This is a genomic window from Pseudomonas sp., from assembly GCF_030147005.1.
Classification (GTDB): domain Bacteria; phylum Pseudomonadota; class Gammaproteobacteria; order Pseudomonadales; family Pseudomonadaceae; genus Aquipseudomonas.
The window spans coordinates 1-15,775 of the sequence record NZ_JASLAW010000061.1; the positions used below are offsets into that span (position 1 = coordinate 1).

General features: G+C 60.3%; 16 protein-coding genes and 1 pseudogene. All 17 read right to left on the minus strand.

Annotation, left to right across the window (positions count from 1 at the left end; translation table 11 throughout):
• Positions 1 to 392 (minus strand): annotated as a pseudogene (locus Q1V60_RS05675) (3-oxoacyl-ACP synthase); the annotation flags it as partial.
• Positions 389 to 1,180 carry a hypothetical protein gene (locus Q1V60_RS05680; RefSeq protein WP_300628252.1) on the minus strand — a complete coding sequence of 264 codons (792 nt, stop codon included), beginning with the start codon at positions 1,178 to 1,180 and terminating at the stop codon, positions 389 to 391. The pseudogene Q1V60_RS05675 and the gene Q1V60_RS05680, both read right to left, overlap by 4 nt.
• A gap of 59 nt (positions 1,181 to 1,239) precedes the next feature.
• A complete protein-coding gene (locus Q1V60_RS05685) occupies positions 1,240 to 2,358 on the minus strand; it encodes an acyl-CoA dehydrogenase family protein (protein ID WP_300628253.1) in 1,119 nt (372 codons plus the stop codon).
• Positions 2,359 to 2,396: 38 nt separating this feature from the next.
• Complete coding sequence (locus tag Q1V60_RS05690; protein WP_300628255.1) at positions 2,397 to 3,383, minus strand: 3-oxoacyl-[acyl-carrier-protein] synthase III C-terminal domain-containing protein; 987 nt, start codon at positions 3,381 to 3,383, stop codon at positions 2,397 to 2,399.
• A complete protein-coding gene (locus Q1V60_RS05695) occupies positions 3,367 to 4,188 on the minus strand; it encodes an alpha/beta fold hydrolase (RefSeq protein ID WP_300628256.1) in 822 nt (273 codons plus the stop codon). The genes Q1V60_RS05690 and Q1V60_RS05695 overlap by 17 nt, the downstream gene beginning before the upstream one ends.
• An 8-nt stretch (positions 4,189 to 4,196) precedes the next feature.
• Complete coding sequence (locus Q1V60_RS05700) at positions 4,197 to 4,676, minus strand: hypothetical protein (RefSeq protein WP_300628258.1); 480 nt, start codon at positions 4,674 to 4,676, stop codon at positions 4,197 to 4,199.
• On the minus strand, positions 4,673 to 5,800 hold the full coding sequence (locus Q1V60_RS05705) for an acyl-CoA dehydrogenase (protein WP_300628260.1): 1,128 nt from the start codon (positions 5,798 to 5,800) through the stop codon (positions 4,673 to 4,675). Before Q1V60_RS05705 ends, Q1V60_RS05700 begins: the two co-directional genes overlap by 4 nt.
• On the minus strand, positions 5,797 to 6,201 hold the full coding sequence (locus tag Q1V60_RS05710) for a VOC family protein (protein WP_300628261.1): 405 nt from the start codon (positions 6,199 to 6,201) through the stop codon (positions 5,797 to 5,799). Before Q1V60_RS05710 ends, Q1V60_RS05705 begins: the two co-directional genes overlap by 4 nt.
• 122 nt (positions 6,202 to 6,323) lie before the next feature.
• Complete coding sequence (locus Q1V60_RS05715) at positions 6,324 to 7,844, minus strand: AMP-binding protein (protein WP_300628263.1); 1,521 nt, start codon at positions 7,842 to 7,844, stop codon at positions 6,324 to 6,326.
• Entirely contained in the window at positions 7,813 to 9,381 is a 1,569-nt protein-coding gene (locus Q1V60_RS05720; RefSeq protein WP_300628265.1) for an AMP-binding protein, read from the minus strand. The genes Q1V60_RS05715 and Q1V60_RS05720 overlap by 32 nt, the downstream gene beginning before the upstream one ends.
• Complete coding sequence (locus Q1V60_RS05725) at positions 9,382 to 9,636, minus strand: acyl carrier protein (protein ID WP_300628267.1); 255 nt, start codon at positions 9,634 to 9,636, stop codon at positions 9,382 to 9,384.
• Positions 9,614 to 11,224 (minus strand): AMP-binding protein, encoded by a 1,611-nt coding sequence (locus Q1V60_RS05730; protein WP_300628268.1) that lies wholly within the window; start codon positions 11,222 to 11,224, stop codon positions 9,614 to 9,616. Before Q1V60_RS05730 ends, Q1V60_RS05725 begins: the two co-directional genes overlap by 23 nt.
• On the minus strand, positions 11,221 to 12,198 hold the full coding sequence (locus tag Q1V60_RS05735) for a 3-oxoacyl-ACP synthase (RefSeq protein WP_300628271.1): 978 nt from the start codon (positions 12,196 to 12,198) through the stop codon (positions 11,221 to 11,223). Before Q1V60_RS05735 ends, Q1V60_RS05730 begins: the two co-directional genes overlap by 4 nt.
• A 1-nt stretch (position 12,199) precedes the next feature.
• Positions 12,200 to 13,108 (minus strand): hypothetical protein, encoded by a 909-nt coding sequence (locus Q1V60_RS05740; RefSeq protein ID WP_300628272.1) that lies wholly within the window; start codon positions 13,106 to 13,108, stop codon positions 12,200 to 12,202.
• Between the two features lie 10 nt (positions 13,109 to 13,118).
• Positions 13,119 to 14,426 (minus strand): diaminopimelate decarboxylase, encoded by a 1,308-nt coding sequence (locus Q1V60_RS05745; RefSeq protein ID WP_300628274.1) that lies wholly within the window; start codon positions 14,424 to 14,426, stop codon positions 13,119 to 13,121.
• Positions 14,407 to 14,712: a hypothetical protein gene (locus tag Q1V60_RS05750; RefSeq protein ID WP_300628276.1), complete on the minus strand. Its 306-nt coding sequence runs from the start codon at positions 14,710 to 14,712 to the stop codon at positions 14,407 to 14,409. Before Q1V60_RS05750 ends, Q1V60_RS05745 begins: the two co-directional genes overlap by 20 nt.
• A gap of 127 nt (positions 14,713 to 14,839) precedes the next feature.
• Complete coding sequence (locus Q1V60_RS05755; RefSeq protein WP_300628278.1) at positions 14,840 to 15,727, minus strand: LysR family transcriptional regulator; 888 nt, start codon at positions 15,725 to 15,727, stop codon at positions 14,840 to 14,842.
• Between the last annotated feature and the right edge of the window lie 48 nt (positions 15,728 to 15,775).

Consider the following 15,775-nt stretch of genomic DNA (forward strand, 5'->3'; position numbering starts at 1 on the left):
AGCAAGCGTTCGGCCAGGCGCAGCCCCCAGAACACGGTGGCACAATTTTGCTGGTTGAGGGTCAGCAGCGGCGCTTGCGCATCAATGAAGCTTGAGCGTTGGCGCAGGGAGGCCAGGTTGACGCTCTGGCGCGCAGACGGCGACGGCAGCCCCTGTACCAGGATGACGGCGTCAATCTCCTCGCCTTCCTCCAGGCTCTCGCCCAGTTGCTGCAACAGAGCATGGAAACAGCCTTCGGCGCTTTCTTCATCCGCCAGCGTAGCCGCTTGCCGCATGCCGAACAGTTGGCTGAACGTACGCGCTTCCGATGGCTGACCGCCGCGATGAGCAATCACCTCGTCCAGGTGCACGCGGGTGGGTGGAATGTAGGTTGCAAGTGAAGCGATGTTCATCGCGGTCCCTCCTCGGCTGCGAGGCCGCACAGGCTGATCCCGTTATCGGTGTCGCTGATCAGCAGGTAGTCACGTTGTGGCTGCCACAGGGTGCGCAGTGCCACGAACGGCGCCGCGCACAGCAAGTGGGGATTGACGGCAAAGGAGTGAGCGCCCGCATGCGCGGCCTCCAGCAGATGGGCGGGGCCGATCAGGGTCACGCGCTCATTGGCCAGCCCCAGCTGCTCGATGGCGTGCGACAGCCACTGCGCGGACCACTGTGCAAGCGTTGTGCGCCTGAATCCGCGGTAGCGCAGGCCGCGTTGCTGCTTGTTCAACAGACAGACGCAGGCGTTGTTTTGCGGTTGCAGCGCCGTCATCAGTGGGGATGCGTACATCAGGCTTTTCTGCTCGGCAATCAGCAACAGGCCGTCCTCGTCTTTACCGGCTAGGCAATCGTTGAGGCCGTCGAGTGCGAACAGGCCGGCGTCCGGTCCACGGTCACTGATGGCCAGTGCCAGGCAGGCGTGAAGACCCAATTGATGGATGGCGGCGTTGACCACCGAACTGCCCATATGCAGGTCTGGCGTCCAGTGCGCCATCAGCACGGTTTTCACCCGGGCCGGATCGATTACCGTGGCGAGCCGGGGCAGCAGCACGGTGATCATGTCGCTGAAGGACGCGCGTCCCGGGCTGGTGACCCACGCTTGCACCTGGTCATCCTGCGGGCTGAGCGTCTGACCGTTGGCGCGGAAAAAATGCTGTGCGTACGAGCGCCAGTGAGGGATGTCCGGATCGTCTGCGGGCATGGCCGTTTCTGTTTGATGAAACGACTGGAACACAATATCGGCAGGGTCGAGGCAGAGCGTCACAGGTTTACCCCCTGAGCGACGGGTGGGCGCCAACTGTTGAGCAGATGCACGGTGCTGGTACCCTCCATGTATTCAAACGCAAAACTGTCGCGGTAGCGCTTGCGCAGTTGGCCATCCTCCAGCCAGTTGTCGCGGTCCAGCCAGTGGGGCAGATGGCAGGCGGTCTCCTCGACAAGGCGCGTGGCATTGCGCTTGAGCTGGCTGGTGAGGGCATGCTGATGCTGGCCCGCGCTATAGCCCTGCGCGACGCTCAGCATTTGTTGATAGACCGCGCGATAGGTGCGCCACTGCCGGGCGGACCAGCGTTTCACCGCAGCCGACATCGGACGGGTATCCAGTGCGGTGAGCAAGCCGAAGGTGGTGCCCAGGGCCATGGCCGCCACCATGGGTCGATGACGTTCGAATACCAGGCTCAGGGCATTGAGCCCTTGCAGGAGTTCACGGCGCTCGTGCCCCAGAATGTCTTCCTGCGCTACCCGGTGTTCCTTGAATGTCAGACGCGTCAATCCGGCACCTACCAGACCGAGGGTGTCCAGTGGCTCACGCTGTAAGGTAGGTCCGGATTGATCAGGGAATATCATCACGAGCCTCTGACTTTGTCGGTAGCGCGCGAACACCAGGCCTGCACTGGCCCGAATCGCCCCACCGATCAGCGTTTTGGTGCCGTTGAGTCGCCAGCCGTTCTCATGGTGCGTGAGCTCGGTACTGGCGGCACCCGCATCTGAACCTGCGTGGGGTTCGGTGACGGCGAAGAAGGTCCACGCCGGGCGTTCGGCGAAGCAGGCGAAAAAACGTGCCTGCTGTTGTTCGTCACCCAGGGTCAGGATTGCACGCGTCGTGAGCGAGGCGCCCGGCATCAGCATCATGGCGCTGGCATCCGTGCGGCTCAGGTATTCGATGATTTGCAGGTGCTGCGCATAACTCACGGCGCAAAATGCCGGGGTCTCCCAAAAGTTGAACCGTGAGGGTATGCCGATGCAGGCCACGCTTCTGAGGTCCGGGTGGTCCAGATGGGCAACTGCCCGATCAAGGTCGGTTTCCGCGAGCTGTCCGGCAGCAAGAAGACGTTCCGACAGCGCATAGAGTTGCGGATAGCGGCGGGTGATATCGCTCATAAATGTGCATTCGCGTAGAGAAAGAACTGAGCGTTAACTTAGTGTGGCCCAAGATCCGGGTATTGCTTGAGGTTGCAAAACACCGGGATTTCATTGCCCGCAGGCAACTCCAGCAACAGCGAGGAAAAGGTGGCTCCCATTCCCACGCCGGCCAGCATCACTTTGGCGCCGCGTCGAAGCTGTTGCCCACGGATAAGCGCCGCCAGGTTGAGGTAAGGGTCCGCGCCGAAGCAGTGTCCGAAGCGGGGCACGTTGCCCAGGAAAATCCGGCTGCGAGGAATCTGCAATGCGTCGGCCACTTTTTGCCAGGAGGACAGGTTGACATTGTGCGGGGCGATCCAGTCCAGGGCGTCAAGCGTGCAGCCCAACTGCTGCGCGGCGTTGCGCATCGCGTGGCTGACAAACGCGAAATAGGCCTCGGCGAAGGCCGGGTTGGTGCGTGCCTCGTTGCCCTTGTGCTGGCTGAATTCGCCGGCCTGCTCGCTGTACCGCGCGATGATCCTGGCACGATCCCCGCACCGGCTGAGCAGCACGGCGCAGCCGGCTTCGCCCATGATGGTGGTGTCGTCCAGCAGCTCGACCTTTGGATGGAAGGCTTTTTCTCCGATCAGCATCAGGGCGTATTCACCGTCCTTGAGGCGGCTGCACAGGTAATCCACGGCGGACAACGAGGTTGCGCAGTGGCCCATCGTAAGGCTGCTGTACTGGGTGTCTTCGGCAAATCCGCAGCCGTTGAGCAAGGCTTTGCCGGTGGCGTGAAACGGGCGCAGGCTGGGCACGGTATGCGCATGCGCTACATGACGGATGCGCGGGACCACGTCGGGGTGAGCGGTGACGAACTGCTCGATCAGCGGGCGTATCAGATCATCCACCGTACCGGGTTGACGGGGGAAACGCTCGAGGCCGTAGAACCTGGAAAACATCCGTACATCCAGCGCGCTCAACCCCAGGGTGTGGGCGACTTCGGCCAGTGACTTGCGCTGCTCGGGAATGTAGAGCGTGATGGATTCAATGTGCCCGAGCATGGGTGTACTCTTTTGCAGTGTCGGCGTGTTTCGGGCACAGAAACCGGGCCAGCGCTTGCAGGGCCGGTTGATGCGAAAGCAGGCCCAAGTGCCCGGTGTCCTCGATCATGTGCAGTTGGCTGCCCGGCAATTGAGCCTGGATTTGCCTGGCGTTGGCCGGGCTGATGCGCTGATCGCGCAGGCCCTGCAGGATGAGCACTTGTGCCTCGCTGAACGCGTAGGGGGTTGAGGTTTGCAAGTCTGCAAACCGGGGATAGCAGCGTTGGTAATAGGCGCCAAGCAAGGGCAGGTAGTGTTCTGCCGCCCGATGCAGTACGAGGTAACGTTGCAACAGGTTGGCCAGCGATGCCGGGGCATTGAGCAACGCCACCTGGTTGAGGATAAACCCCTGGCTGTGGGCCAGCGCCGTGATGATCCCGCCGGCCGAATGGGCAACGACGCTGTCGAACGGGCCGTAGGTGGCCTGCATCGCCAGCAATAGCGCAGATTGGGCGGGCAGCTCACAACTGGCAGGTGCGGCGGGGTCGTGGCCGAGCAGAAAGGGCGTGTACACCTGGCAGCCGCCGGTGTGCAATAAGCGTTGCAGTGCAGACAGCATCAGCGGATGGCCGCCCCACCCGTGGAGTAACAGGACGCTCTTGGCCTGGCGGTTGTGGTGATCGTTGATCAGTATCCGGCTGCGATAGGCGCCGCAGGAGACAACCTCGGTTTTCATACTGGCCAGTTGCTGCAGTTCGGCCGACCGCATCGGCATCACGGCCGGATTGGCCAGGCGCTGAATCAGTGAAACAAGCTGGGTATCCATAGCGCCCCCTAGGCTTGTGCGCAGAACAACAGGTAGTGCAGCGTCGCCTGTTGGGGCGTGGCATCGGCGCACAGGCGTTGCAATGGGTCATACAGGTAAAGCAGGCGTTGTCCGGGTTCAAGCAGACTGCTGGCCAGCGTGCCGACGTACTCCGAGTCAAATGGCCCGCTGCTGATACCCCAGGTGTCGATGAATCCCGGACACTGGGCGATCAGGCTTTGCAGCAATGGGGTGGCGCCACGCGCGGCCGGGTGAATGCTGTGATACATCAACTGTGTCGGATAAGGTTCGCTGACGATGCGGCGGCACAGTTGCACCGCGTCACCGGCATGCAAGCGCTCGCCACAGTCGATCTGCGGCCAATGCTGATACCAGTTGGCCTGGGCAGCTTGCCGCGCGCCGGCAATAAAGTGCCGGCTGTCCAGCGTAATGGGTTCGCAGGCACTGACGATGTTCAGTTGACCCTGCAACAAAGGGGCGATTTTCATCGGCAATCCAGACCGGGGTTTGGGGGTGAAAAAGTTTGGTTCAGTCGGTGGATCTGTCGCGTGCCCTCGGTGTATTCGAAGGATTTCACATCGCGAAATGCCTGCCATAGGGCGGTCGGTACCGGCTGTGCGCCTTTGGGAAACGCGTGGATCAACTGGCTGACAATCTCATCGGCAAGGATGACGCACGCGGTTTTGACCATGCCTGGGCTTTTTTCCGGCGTTTGCTGCGCGTCTGCCCGCTGGCAGACCCTCAACGCATCATGGTAAGCGGTACTCCAGCGACGTCTCAGCGCCGCCAGCCATGGTAATTGTGCCGGTGTCGGCGTGACACAGGCGTGCCACTCGTGCAAGGCGCGCCGTGCCACGCCCAGCGCCAGGCCGCCGACGCAGGGACGCAGTGCATCGAAGGTGGCCATTGCCGACTGCGCAAAACGCTGGGTGGGTTTCAAATGCTGACCAAGCAAGTCTGCGCTCGGAATAAACAGATCGTCGAACTGCATCAGCGCCAGGTTTGTGCCGTCAAGCCCGGTGAGAGACAGGCGATGGCGGGTCACGGCCGGGTCTTGCGGGCTGAACACAAACGCATTGATCCCCAATTGCCCCGCTGCGGTGCGCGCAAACATCACGCCGGTGTCGGCGACCACGCCGTTTCCGATGAACATCTTGCTGCCATTGATCAGGTAACCACCGTCAACTGCGGTCGCGGTGGTTTGCATGGCACCGGCATCACTGCCCTGGGTGGGCTCGGTCATGGCAAAACATGACCAGCACAACGCCCGTTGAAACTGGCCGAAAAAGGCATCCTGTTGCTGTTCGTTGCCCAGCCCTGCAACCACATAGGCCCCCATGCTGGGCCCCGGCGCGCTGAAGATGAGCGCGGGGGAAACGAATCCCAGTTGTTCATAGAGTTCAAAGCGCGCCGCCAGGCTGACTGCCTGGTGACCTGAAGCGCTCAGGTAGCGTTGCGGCAAGCCGAGCTGATTCAGCGTTGCAGCGAACGACCACTGGCCCAGGACCTGCCGCGTATCGCCGAACTGCCGCAATTGCTCGGCCACCTCCTCGGCGTCTGCGCCCAATGGATGGGGCGGCCGGGCGGAGAGCTCATCGTAGAGTTGATTCATAGCGGGCCCGACATGATTTCGATAATCCCGGCATCAGCGTGATACAGGTGACTGGAGCGATGGTGCTCGGTAAACGCGTTGAACGGCCGCGTCAATACGATCCAGCCGGACGCCTTCATGGTCCGAAGCTGCCCGTCAAAGTCATGGACCTCAAAGCAGATGTGGTAGGGCAGTGACGACTTGCCGGATTTGTCCAGTAGCTCGCATAACGGACGGTTGTTCTGCGACGGTTCGACCAGCTCGATCTGGCTGTTTCCATCAGCGGTAGCCAGCAGTGTGATGAACACTTTCTGCGCGGCCATGTACTCCCTGAATCGCACGACAACCGGGAAAAACGGTTTAACCGCAGCAGCCGTTGCATCGCTGTTGCGCACCACATAACCGATATGACTGAAACGCATCGCGCCGCCCTTTATCCTTGAGGAAAACGTTTTACGCCGACACCCGCGCGGTGCCGGTCTACAAAAGTGACGAGCATTTTCGCGCTCATGGCGGAAAGTTTTTTATATGTGCTTGCAGCGCGTTATCCGCCGACGGCCGACGCAGCTGTGTGCGCCCGCACCAGTTGCTGGCGATCGATCTTGCCATGCAACGTCACGGGAAAGGTCTGACAAAAGAATATGGACTTGGGGATCATGTAGCCCGGCAGTTGCTCCGCCAGGAATTGGCGCAGGGCTTCGCGGTGAGGTGCGCTGTCCTCTTGCAGTTGTATAAAAAGCTGCAAATCGATGACCTTGCCGTCTTCCTTGATCGGCACGGCACAACACTGGATCACCTGTGCATAGCGACACACACTGCTTTCAATTTCGCCCAGCTCCACACGATTGCCATTCAGCTTCAATTGGTTGTCATCCCGACCGTGGATAAACAGCGATTGATCGTCATCCACAAAGCCACGGTCGCCGGTGGCGTAGTAGCGTCCGAATGCGTCATGGTTGAAGGCGTTGTTGCGCGGGTCGTCCTCGGGCTGGTAGCCCAGCGCGACTTGCGGGCCGTACAAACGCACTTCGCCCATTTCGCCGGGCGCCACGCTGAGGCCATCGGCGTTGACGATCCTGACCTTGGTCAGCCCGCAGGGCTTGCCGAGCGACAGCAGGCCAGCATTGTGCTCGGGCGGCTGGCCCAGGGCGAACGTGTGGGTCATGCCGGTAGTTTCGGTAGGGCCATAGCCGTGCATCACCTCCAGACCGGGAAAGCGCGCCTGCAGCTGTGTCACCAGGCCCAGCGCGGCGCGTTCGCCAGCCATGAAAAAGCGCTTGAGGTCAGGGAATTGCTCGCGGCTGAACAGCGGGTCCTTCAACATCAGATCAACAAAGCTCGGCGTGGAAAACCAGCTGGTGACAGGGCATTGCGGGTAGCGCGACATCAAACGGACATTCTGCCTGGGCAGCATATTGTGGCGGTGATCCAGCATCAGCAGCGCTCGGCCCTCGCACAGTACCGGGAAGAGGTCCAGCAGGCCCATGTCGAAAGAGAAACAGGCATGGCTCACATGGCACCCATGGGCGATGCCGTCGCGGATCATCGGGCTGTACCAAGTGGAGAAGGCGGCGAAGTTCTCATAGCTGACCACCACGCCCTTGGGTTCACCGGTACTGCCGGAAGTGGGGAGAATATAAAATGCCGGCTGGGTCAGCACAGGCTCCAGTGGCAATGTCGCCGGATCGCCATTGCCCAGGGTAGAGGTGACCCATTGTGGCCAGCGGTCGAGGTTTTCCAGCGCGTGTGGCGTCGCCGTGACGATGACCTCGGCGCGGATCAGGTTGGCGATCTTTTCAACCCGTGCCACCGGGTTGGACTGGTCGACAAAGGTGAAGCAACTGCCCTGGCTGATACACGCCAGCATCGCCGCTACCGCATCCTGTTGCTTGTGACCATGGACCAGTACATTGCGCCCTGCCCAAGGCACGAGTGCGCGGGCAATCGCGGCCGTGCGCAGGCCCAGTTCCGCGAAGCTGTAGGTACCCTCCTGATTGATCAGCGCGACAGCAGAGTCCTGATTTTTCAGGCGCTCAAACAGGGGTTTGATTTGCGATGAAAACATATTTCTCTCCGTGATCCTTCGCCAGTTGCCAGGCAACCGAGCGATCCAATTTGCCGTTGTGATTGAGTACAGTGCGCGGGGTGCTATACCAGTAACGGGGAACAGCCCACGGCGGAAAGTGGGCCTGCATAGCGTTGCCAAGTTGCGACAGATCACAGTTGCGATTGAGGATCACGCAGGCCTGGATCGCCTCTGCAATGCCCTTGCGCCAATACGGCTCTACCACCACATCCGCGACCAGGTTGCGGTCGCGCAGAAAGTGTTCGATTTCATGCAGGTCAATACGGTGCCCCTGTATCTTGACCTCGGCGTCTTCGCGTCCCAGGAAGTAATACCAATTGCCGTCGAACAGTCCGATATCGCCGGTGGCGTAAGTGGCTTGCCCCGCCTGCCGACTGAAGTTGGCTTGGCGTGCAGAGGGCGCATTGAGGTAGCCGGGGCCGACACACTCACCACTGATCAAGAGCTGACCGCGACCGGCAGCATCCAGTGGATGGGCCAGTTGCATGGCGGCGCCCGGACGCGCCCGCCCGATCGGCAGCGGTAACGGCGACGCCACCATGTCCCCTGTGACCAGCACTTGTGAAGCGGCCACTGTGCATTCCGTGGGGCCGTAGGTATTGATCACTTCGCAGCCTTGAAAGCGTGCCCATAACTGCGTGACGATCTCTTTAGGCAGCGTTTCACCGCAGAAGATAAAACGGCGCAACTGCCCAAGTGTCTCGGCGTTGAAGGTCGGGTCCAGCAGGTAGAGGCGCACCATCGACGGCGTGGACACCCAGCAGGTCAGCGCACTGTGGGCATGCTGGGCAATCATCTTGCGGGTGTTGAACAGCTCACGATGATCGAGTACCGACAGCGGTTGCATAAACGCCCACGCGAGCCAGAGTTCAAACAGGCAGACATCGAAGCAATACCGCACATTGCCGGTGACGGCCCCCTCCAGGGCAAAGTCGCTGCGCACCCAGGTTACGAAACCCACCAAGTTGGACAGGCTGATCTGAATGCCCTTGGGCTCCCCTGTGGTGCCCGAGGAGAACATGATGTAGGCCAGCGGGGCGACATTCGCGCCGTCGAGCCGCCGGCGGGTACCGTCGAGCAATTGCTGCAGCGCTGCTGCATCGTGGCGCACCCAGGGGAGGTCGGAGAGGGCGATCACCCCGGCATGTGCCGCGAAGAGCGTGGAGGCGTCGGTGTTCAGGATCAGACGCGCCCCGACAGTACGGGAGATCCGCTCCAGGCGCTCAGGCGCGTTGTCCGATTCCACCGGGACGATGGGACAGCCGCACAGCAGGCAGGCCCACCAGGCGGCGAGAAAGTCGAACGCCTTATGGCCATAGACCAGAACCGGCGCCAGGGGCGTTTCGCTGTGGGCTTGCCGGCGCGTTATTTCATGGGCGATATCCTGCGCACGCTGGCTCAGGTCCGCGTAGCTGTACGTGCGTGAATGGTGGTGCCAGGCAACCAGTTTTTCGGCATTGAGGGACGGGGCCTCAAAGCGCATGAATACGCTGACGAGTTCAGACCAGGCGTCCATTCATGCCGCCCGGCTGGCGAGCTGCAGCTCGATGAACTTGGACAGAGTGCCTACCGTTTCGAAGTGCTGGAACTCCAACGTGGCAGGGTCGAGCACCAGCGCATCGATACGCTCCTCCAGGTACATGATCAGTTCGATATACAGGCCGCTCTCGAATCCCAGGTCGCGCTCCAGATGGGTGGCTGCATTCAGCTCCGAAAGGTTCGAGCTTTCCAGGACCAGCCCGATGGCTTCAATGATGGTTGGCGTATACATGGTGGCTCCCCGTTTGTTGTGTGCACCCGACGTTAAGCTTGTTTTCGCGGCGCGGCAGAAGGCTGGATAACTGGCCACGGTCAACTTTGCCGTTGTTGTTCCTGGGTAACGCTTGGCTGAAGTAATAGCGATGGGGCCGCTTATAGGCTTCCAGATGGGACTGGCAAAAGGCTTTGAGCGACGCCTCGTCGAGGGGGGCGACACACTCGATACACGCGACAATTTCGTCGCCGTAGACCGGATGAGCGATGCCGATCACCGCGACCTGGAGTACCCCAGGCACACGCTTGAGCACGCCTTCGACCTCCCTGGGGGCGACCTTCTCGCCATTTGTCTTGAGGATGTCATCGCTGCGCGATAGGAAGTAAAGCAAGCCTTGTTCGTCCAGCCGGCAAAGGTCGCCGGTGTAGAGGACCGATTCTCCTGGCAACGGTCCAGGGCGCAGCTTTTTCGCGGTTTGTTCGGGATTGCGCCAGTAGCCGCGCATGACGGTCGCGCCACGAATCACCAGTTCGCCCGTGGCGTTTCTGCGGTGCGCAATGCCGTCTTCATCCACCACCCACAGTTCGGTATTGGGGATGGCATAGCCCACGCTGTCTTTATGCCGTGACAATAACGCTGGCGGCAACCAGGTGCAGCGATGGCACTCGGTCAGCCCGTACATGGAAAAAATCTCGGCCTGTGGGAACAGTGAGATCAGCAGATCGATATCGCTGGGGTGCAGGGCCGCGGCCGTGTTGGTGATTTTGCGCAGGCTGGAAAAGTCGTAGCGCTTGGCCAAGGGCGCAATGATCGCCAGCAGCGTGGGCACAATCGGCAGGACAGTCGCCTGATGCTTGACCAGCTCTTTCAGGGCAAACAGCGGGCGGCTGAAATCTTTTTCGATGATCAGCGTTGCGGCGACTTTGGCGGTCATGATCGCTTGATACAGCCCATAGTCGAAACTCATGGGGATGGTGCAAAAGATCCGGTCAGCGCCGCTCAATTGCAGATAAGTGGCCACGGAGTCTGCCGCGCTGAGCATATTGCGCTGGGTCAACATCACGCCCTTGGGGTCGCCCGTCGAACCCGAGGTGTAGATCAGGCAAGCCAGGTCAATATCCAGAGCGCCTTGTAGACCCAAGGATTGGGCCGGTGGCAGCTGGGCTATTTGCTGCAAGGACAGACCTGACGAACTGCTTTGCCGGTGGCTGGGCGCCTGATCGAACATGAGGCGCAGATCACGCTTGCCGAGCGCGTCAGCCAACGCACTGGCGTATCCGGCCTGAGCGATCAACAGGCGTGACTCGGCGTTGTCGAGCAGCCAGTCGACCCGTGCCAACGGTGTCTCCGGGTTCACCGGTACGAACACTGCCTGCAAATATTGCACCGCCCAGAAACAGACGACGAAATCCACTCCGTTCGGCAGCCACACCAATACCCGATCCCCGCGTTCGACCTGTTGCTGTTGCAAATACCTGGCGGTGTTGATTACGCGTTGATGAAGGGCGGCCCAGGTCACGGCATGCTCGCCCTCGATCAGCGCGATTTTTTCGGGAAACTGCTGTGCAGCCTGCACCAGCCACTGGGTCAAATGGTGTGTGCTCATGTCTGATCCTCAGGGTTCATTTCTAGAACGATGGCTGCAAACGTGCCCGCGATGCCGGACGCCACGGCCAGGATAGGGTCAATGGCGACAGCCTTGTCGCGCTGCGCCAGCAGGCTCTGCAGGTTGAGGAACGCGTCGCTGCAAAAGCAGTGTCCCAACTGGTAGAGGTGACGGCGGTAAATGATGTCTCGAGAAAAGACAGCGCCATCGGCGATCCTGTCGAAGGTAGGCGGGCTGATGTGATAGGGGATCAGCGTACGCAGCTCGTCAGGACGACGCCCCGCTTGTTGCAGTGCGGTGTGCACGGTCTCAAGCATGGTAGGAATAAACGCGTGGTCGTAAGCGTTTTCACTGGCGCGCTCTGTCGAGTGCGTGCGGGTGGCATAGGCGGCCAGTTGCTGAACATGCAGTGCACTCACGCGCACGCCGCCGGGGGTGGGCTGCGCACTGAGCAATGTCGCGCAAAAGGCTTCGCCGAAATAACCATTCTGATTCACGTACTGCACGGTGTCGTGGAAGCACTTTTCGCCGGTGATCAACAGGCCACAGACGTCCTCCTGCCTGGCCTGGGCCGCAGAGAGGCGGGCGTCGAGAAACTTGAGCGCAACCAGCCCCGAAGCGCATGAAGCCTGGGAAACGGAGAAGAACTCAACCTGCGGTCGGCCCAGAAACCTGCGCACCTCGCCGGCCAGTTCGCAACCGCGGTCGAACGGGCTAAGGCAATGCAGAGAGTGCGCCCACGCCACATAGCCGATGCGCTCGAACAGCACTGGGTCGCACTCGTCGCGAAACCGTTGCAGCAGCTTCATGATCAAGTCGGGCAAGGCCTCGTGCGCAAACAGGCTGGCCGACTCCATTCGATGGAAGCGTGCAAAGATCCTGGTGTTTCGCTCACCCCAGGCATAGTTCTCGGCCAGTGCCGGTAGCGGCGTAAGGTGCTCGGCGATCAGGCTGGTTATGGTGTTGATATACACGTCAGGCCCTCGCCACAAAGCCTGCGCAGGTCAGGTATTCACCCTGCGGCAGCATCAGCAGGATGCGCTGGTGGGTCGGTGCCAGTTGTGCCAGCCGAACCCACGGCGCGCAGGACAGAAACGACTCATCCCAGCTCTCTATGCGATGGGCGCTCAACTGCTTGTGCTGACGCAAGGTTTCGGCGAAGGCCGGGGTGGTCAGGATCAGCAGCGGTAGCACGTCTTCGACGGATGTGAACATAGCCAGCGCGGGCAGCAGGGCATCCAGGGCCTCAGGCGTGGTCGGCATCGCCCCCCTTCGATAATGCTTGAACGTAATACCTGTGGGCGGCTTGGCGGCGTGTGCGTCAGGCAGGCTGCGCAGCATCAAAACGCAGGCGCTGGGCTCGGGGTTCAGGCGGGCGAGGGCGGGGCTGTCATACAGGATGGCGTCCTGGTCCGCGATCAGCAGCAAGGCTTTTTTGCCTTGTCCGCCAAGGTCCTTGTCATCGAGATAATCCTCAATGACTTCTAATGCCAGAAGCGCGCCGCTCAAGCCGTGATCGCTGATGGCAATACCAAAGGCGTCGTCGCAGCCGGTTTGATGAATAATCGCGTTGGTCACTGAGCAGCCGACTTCAACGTCCGGTGTCCAGTGGCTGAGCACGAGTAGATTCAGGTCATCAAGCCGAACCCGGTGTTGCAGTTCGGCGACCAACTGTTCAAGCATCACCCTGAACGCCTGGTTTTGGGAGGCATACCAGCGCCGTGCATGGCATTCCTGTGCCTGTTCCTCACGCCCATGTGAGTGAAAGAAACCGTTGACGAAGTCCGTTACCAATTGCAATTGAGCGTCGTTCGGGGCCGGTGCATCGGCTTGTCTTTCGAATTGGCGCCAACGGATATGAGCAGTCGTGAACTCCAGGGACATGGCGGCTCCTTCAGGCGTTGTGTAAGGACAAACGCTGACACACCTGTGGCGCCAACAGGGTATCTACGCTATCTGCGGTGCGGATCAGAAAAGCCTGGTCCTGTTCGACCAGCACTTCTGCTGGGTGACCAAAACTCAAGAAACCCACCGGGGATGCACTAGCGCCATAGGCACCGGAATGCGCGATGCCGATCAGATCGCCCGAACGAAGCTCGGCGAGCATGACGTTTTCGCCCAGCAAGTCCGTAGGTGTGCACAGGGGACCGGTCACTTGATAACGTCGCTGGGCGTCCTGCCGGGAGGGACCGAGACGGGCCATCGGGAAGTTTCGGCGAATCAGGGAGTTGATGCCGGCAGCACTGCCGTGGCAGTTGGCACCGCCATCGCACACGGCAAACCACTCTTCTCGGGACGGTTTGAGGTAATTGACCCGCGTGACGAAGATGCCTGCACGTGCTATCAGAAATCGCCCCAGTTCGATCACGATCCGGCACTGTGGAAAATCCCGGCGGTAATCGTTGATCACAGGCAGCAGGGCTCCGCCCAAGGCGGCCAGATCGAGCGCCTTTTCCTTGTCGAAATAGCGCACGCCGAAGCCTCCGCCCACGTCGACGAATTCGAAGTTTGCGCCATGGGTCTTCTGAAGCGTGGCGGCCAGCGTCAGGATGTTCTGCGTATTGTTGACCAGAGCCTGCCAGTCAAGAATGCGTGTGCCCAGATAAACATGGATGCCTGCCAGTCGAAGGTGCGCAAGTTGGCCGAGCAGGGCAAATGCTTGCGGCAGCAGCTGTTCATCAATACCAAACTGTCGGGCTTTGCCGCTCATCACCAGCTTGGCTTTTTCACCGGAGAAGTCCGGGTTAATGCGCAGGGCGATACGTTGGATCACCTCAAGGCCCGCCGCAATATCGTTGAGCAGAAGCAGTTCCTCAATGGATTCCACCACCACGGCTTTAATGCCGGCGATGCAACATTGCGTCAACTCATTGATATGTTTGCCGGGCCCGACAAAAATAATTTCACCCGGTGGCACGCCCTGGCGTAATGCAATTTCAAGTTCCGCCAGGGAACACACTTCGCACCCTGCGCCCGCCTCATGTAATAGTCCGACCAGCGCTTTATTCGGATTGGCCTTGAGCGAGTAAAAGTAATCGATGTCCTGGGGGAGCGTGCGTTTAAGTTCCGCAAAGTCGGCTTTTATCTGTGTGGCGCTGTACGCATAGAACGGCGTCGGTACTTTATCGGCCAGCCACTGATAGGGAACGTCTTCAATCTTATCGGTATTGATGTATTGGCTATCAGGAGCAAAAGCTGACATGGCTGAATTTTCCGTTCAATAACGACTCGATTCGATTGATGTCTTTGAAGTTGTCGAATAGGCCCTCATCGAGAACATCGAAGAAACTCTCGGCTGCGCCGCCGGTGCGGTCGATCTGCTCGCCAATGGCTGAAATAAGTCCAACTAAGTGCACAGAATCCAAGAGCCCCTGCGGACCATACATTTGTGCACCGTCGTTGATCGACGTTAACTTGTTCTGGGCTATCCCTATGTCTTTTAGCGAGGCGAGAATAAAAGCCCGAGCGGCGGTGGATGAGTTGCTCATGAATGTGATAACCCTATAAACGTCGTAGGCGTGATCATATACATGGTGTATGGCCAAATTTGCTTGAAATTGCAACAGCACCGGTCACGTGTTCTTGATTGAACTAACGCCTGCGCAGACTCGGCAACTAAGCGCGATCCAGCTGTTCGCTCAGTAGATCGAAACAGCGTTGCGCCGCCGGGCTCAATCCTGTCCCACTGCGACTGATCAACCCGATCTCGCGGTTCACCCCGGGATGATCGATGTTGATCCGCTTCAAGCCCTCCAGGCTATCGGCCGCCGATTCCGGCAGCACACTGACCCCCAAGCCCTGGCGTACCAATGCCAATACCGTCGACATGTAGTTAGCCTCCATGCCCGCGTTCAGCGTCAACCGCGTCTGGTCAAACAGCGCGTCCACTTGCTCACGCACGCTGCTGTCGCGTCCGGTGAGGATGATCGGCTGGTCTGCCAGTTGTTCCAGGCTGAGATGTCGATGGTGGGCGAGGGCGTGATCCAGCGGCACAAACGCGCACAACCGATCATTCAACACTGGCACGAAGTCCAGGCCGTGACTGAGGCGCGCGCGCACGCCGATGCCGAAATCCACCTCGCCGCTGCGCACCTGGGCATGAATGCGATGGGCCACCAGGTCATGCAGGCGCACTTCGATCCCGGCAAAGCGTTCGCGAAACAGGCGCAATACCGGCGGCAGGCTGCCGGCACACACCGAGGGCAGCGCGGCGATGGTGACGACGCCACGGCGCAGGGCCGCGAGGTCGCGCGAGCCGGTGACGATGTTGTCCAGGTCCAGCAGCAGTTTTTCCATGGGGCCGCGGGCATCCTGGCCGGCGGCGGTGATGCTCACATGGCGAGGGCTGCGGTCGAGCAGGGCCACGCCCAGCCACTCTTCCAGTTGTTGCACCTGCACGGTCAGCGCCGAGGGCGACAGGTTCAGCTCGGTGGCGGCTTTGGTAAAGCTGCCGGTGCGAGCAACCGCGAGGAATGCCTGAATGTGCTGGATGCTGTTTTTCATAACGATCGCTTCATTTTGTTTTTCCGAACGCGGGTGCCTGAATATTCC

Excerpts from the sequence above, each read along its gene's own strand:
- Q1V60_RS05680 (WP_300628252.1), bottom strand. The coding sequence starts at position 1,180 with ATGCCCGCAGACGATCCGGACATCCCTCACTGGCGCTCGTACGCACAG.
- Q1V60_RS05685 (WP_300628253.1), bottom strand. The coding sequence starts at position 2,358 with ATGAGCGATATCACCCGCCGCTATCCGCAACTCTATGCGCTGTCGGAA.
- Q1V60_RS05690 (WP_300628255.1), bottom strand. The coding sequence starts at position 3,383 with ATGCTCGGGCACATTGAATCCATCACGCTCTACATTCCCGAGCAGCGC.
- Q1V60_RS05695 (WP_300628256.1), bottom strand. The coding sequence starts at position 4,188 with ATGGATACCCAGCTTGTTTCACTGATTCAGCGCCTGGCCAATCCGGCC.
- Q1V60_RS05700 (WP_300628258.1), bottom strand. The coding sequence starts at position 4,676 with ATGAAAATCGCCCCTTTGTTGCAGGGTCAACTGAACATCGTCAGTGCC.
- Q1V60_RS05705 (WP_300628260.1), bottom strand. The coding sequence starts at position 5,800 with ATGAATCAACTCTACGATGAGCTCTCCGCCCGGCCGCCCCATCCATTG.
- Q1V60_RS05710 (WP_300628261.1), bottom strand. The coding sequence starts at position 6,201 with ATGCGTTTCAGTCATATCGGTTATGTGGTGCGCAACAGCGATGCAACG.
- Q1V60_RS05715 (WP_300628263.1), bottom strand. The coding sequence starts at position 7,844 with ATGTTTTCATCGCAAATCAAACCCCTGTTTGAGCGCCTGAAAAATCAG.
- Q1V60_RS05720 (WP_300628265.1), bottom strand. The coding sequence starts at position 9,381 with ATGGACGCCTGGTCTGAACTCGTCAGCGTATTCATGCGCTTTGAGGCC.
- Q1V60_RS05725 (WP_300628267.1), bottom strand. The coding sequence starts at position 9,636 with ATGTATACGCCAACCATCATTGAAGCCATCGGGCTGGTCCTGGAAAGC.
- Q1V60_RS05730 (WP_300628268.1), bottom strand. The coding sequence starts at position 11,224 with ATGAGCACACACCATTTGACCCAGTGGCTGGTGCAGGCTGCACAGCAG.
- Q1V60_RS05740 (WP_300628272.1), bottom strand. The coding sequence starts at position 13,108 with ATGTCCCTGGAGTTCACGACTGCTCATATCCGTTGGCGCCAATTCGAA.
- Q1V60_RS05745 (WP_300628274.1), bottom strand. The coding sequence starts at position 14,426 with ATGTCAGCTTTTGCTCCTGATAGCCAATACATCAATACCGATAAGATT.
- Q1V60_RS05750 (WP_300628276.1), bottom strand. The coding sequence starts at position 14,712 with ATGAGCAACTCATCCACCGCCGCTCGGGCTTTTATTCTCGCCTCGCTA.
- Q1V60_RS05755 (WP_300628278.1), bottom strand. The coding sequence starts at position 15,727 with ATGAAAAACAGCATCCAGCACATTCAGGCATTCCTCGCGGTTGCTCGC.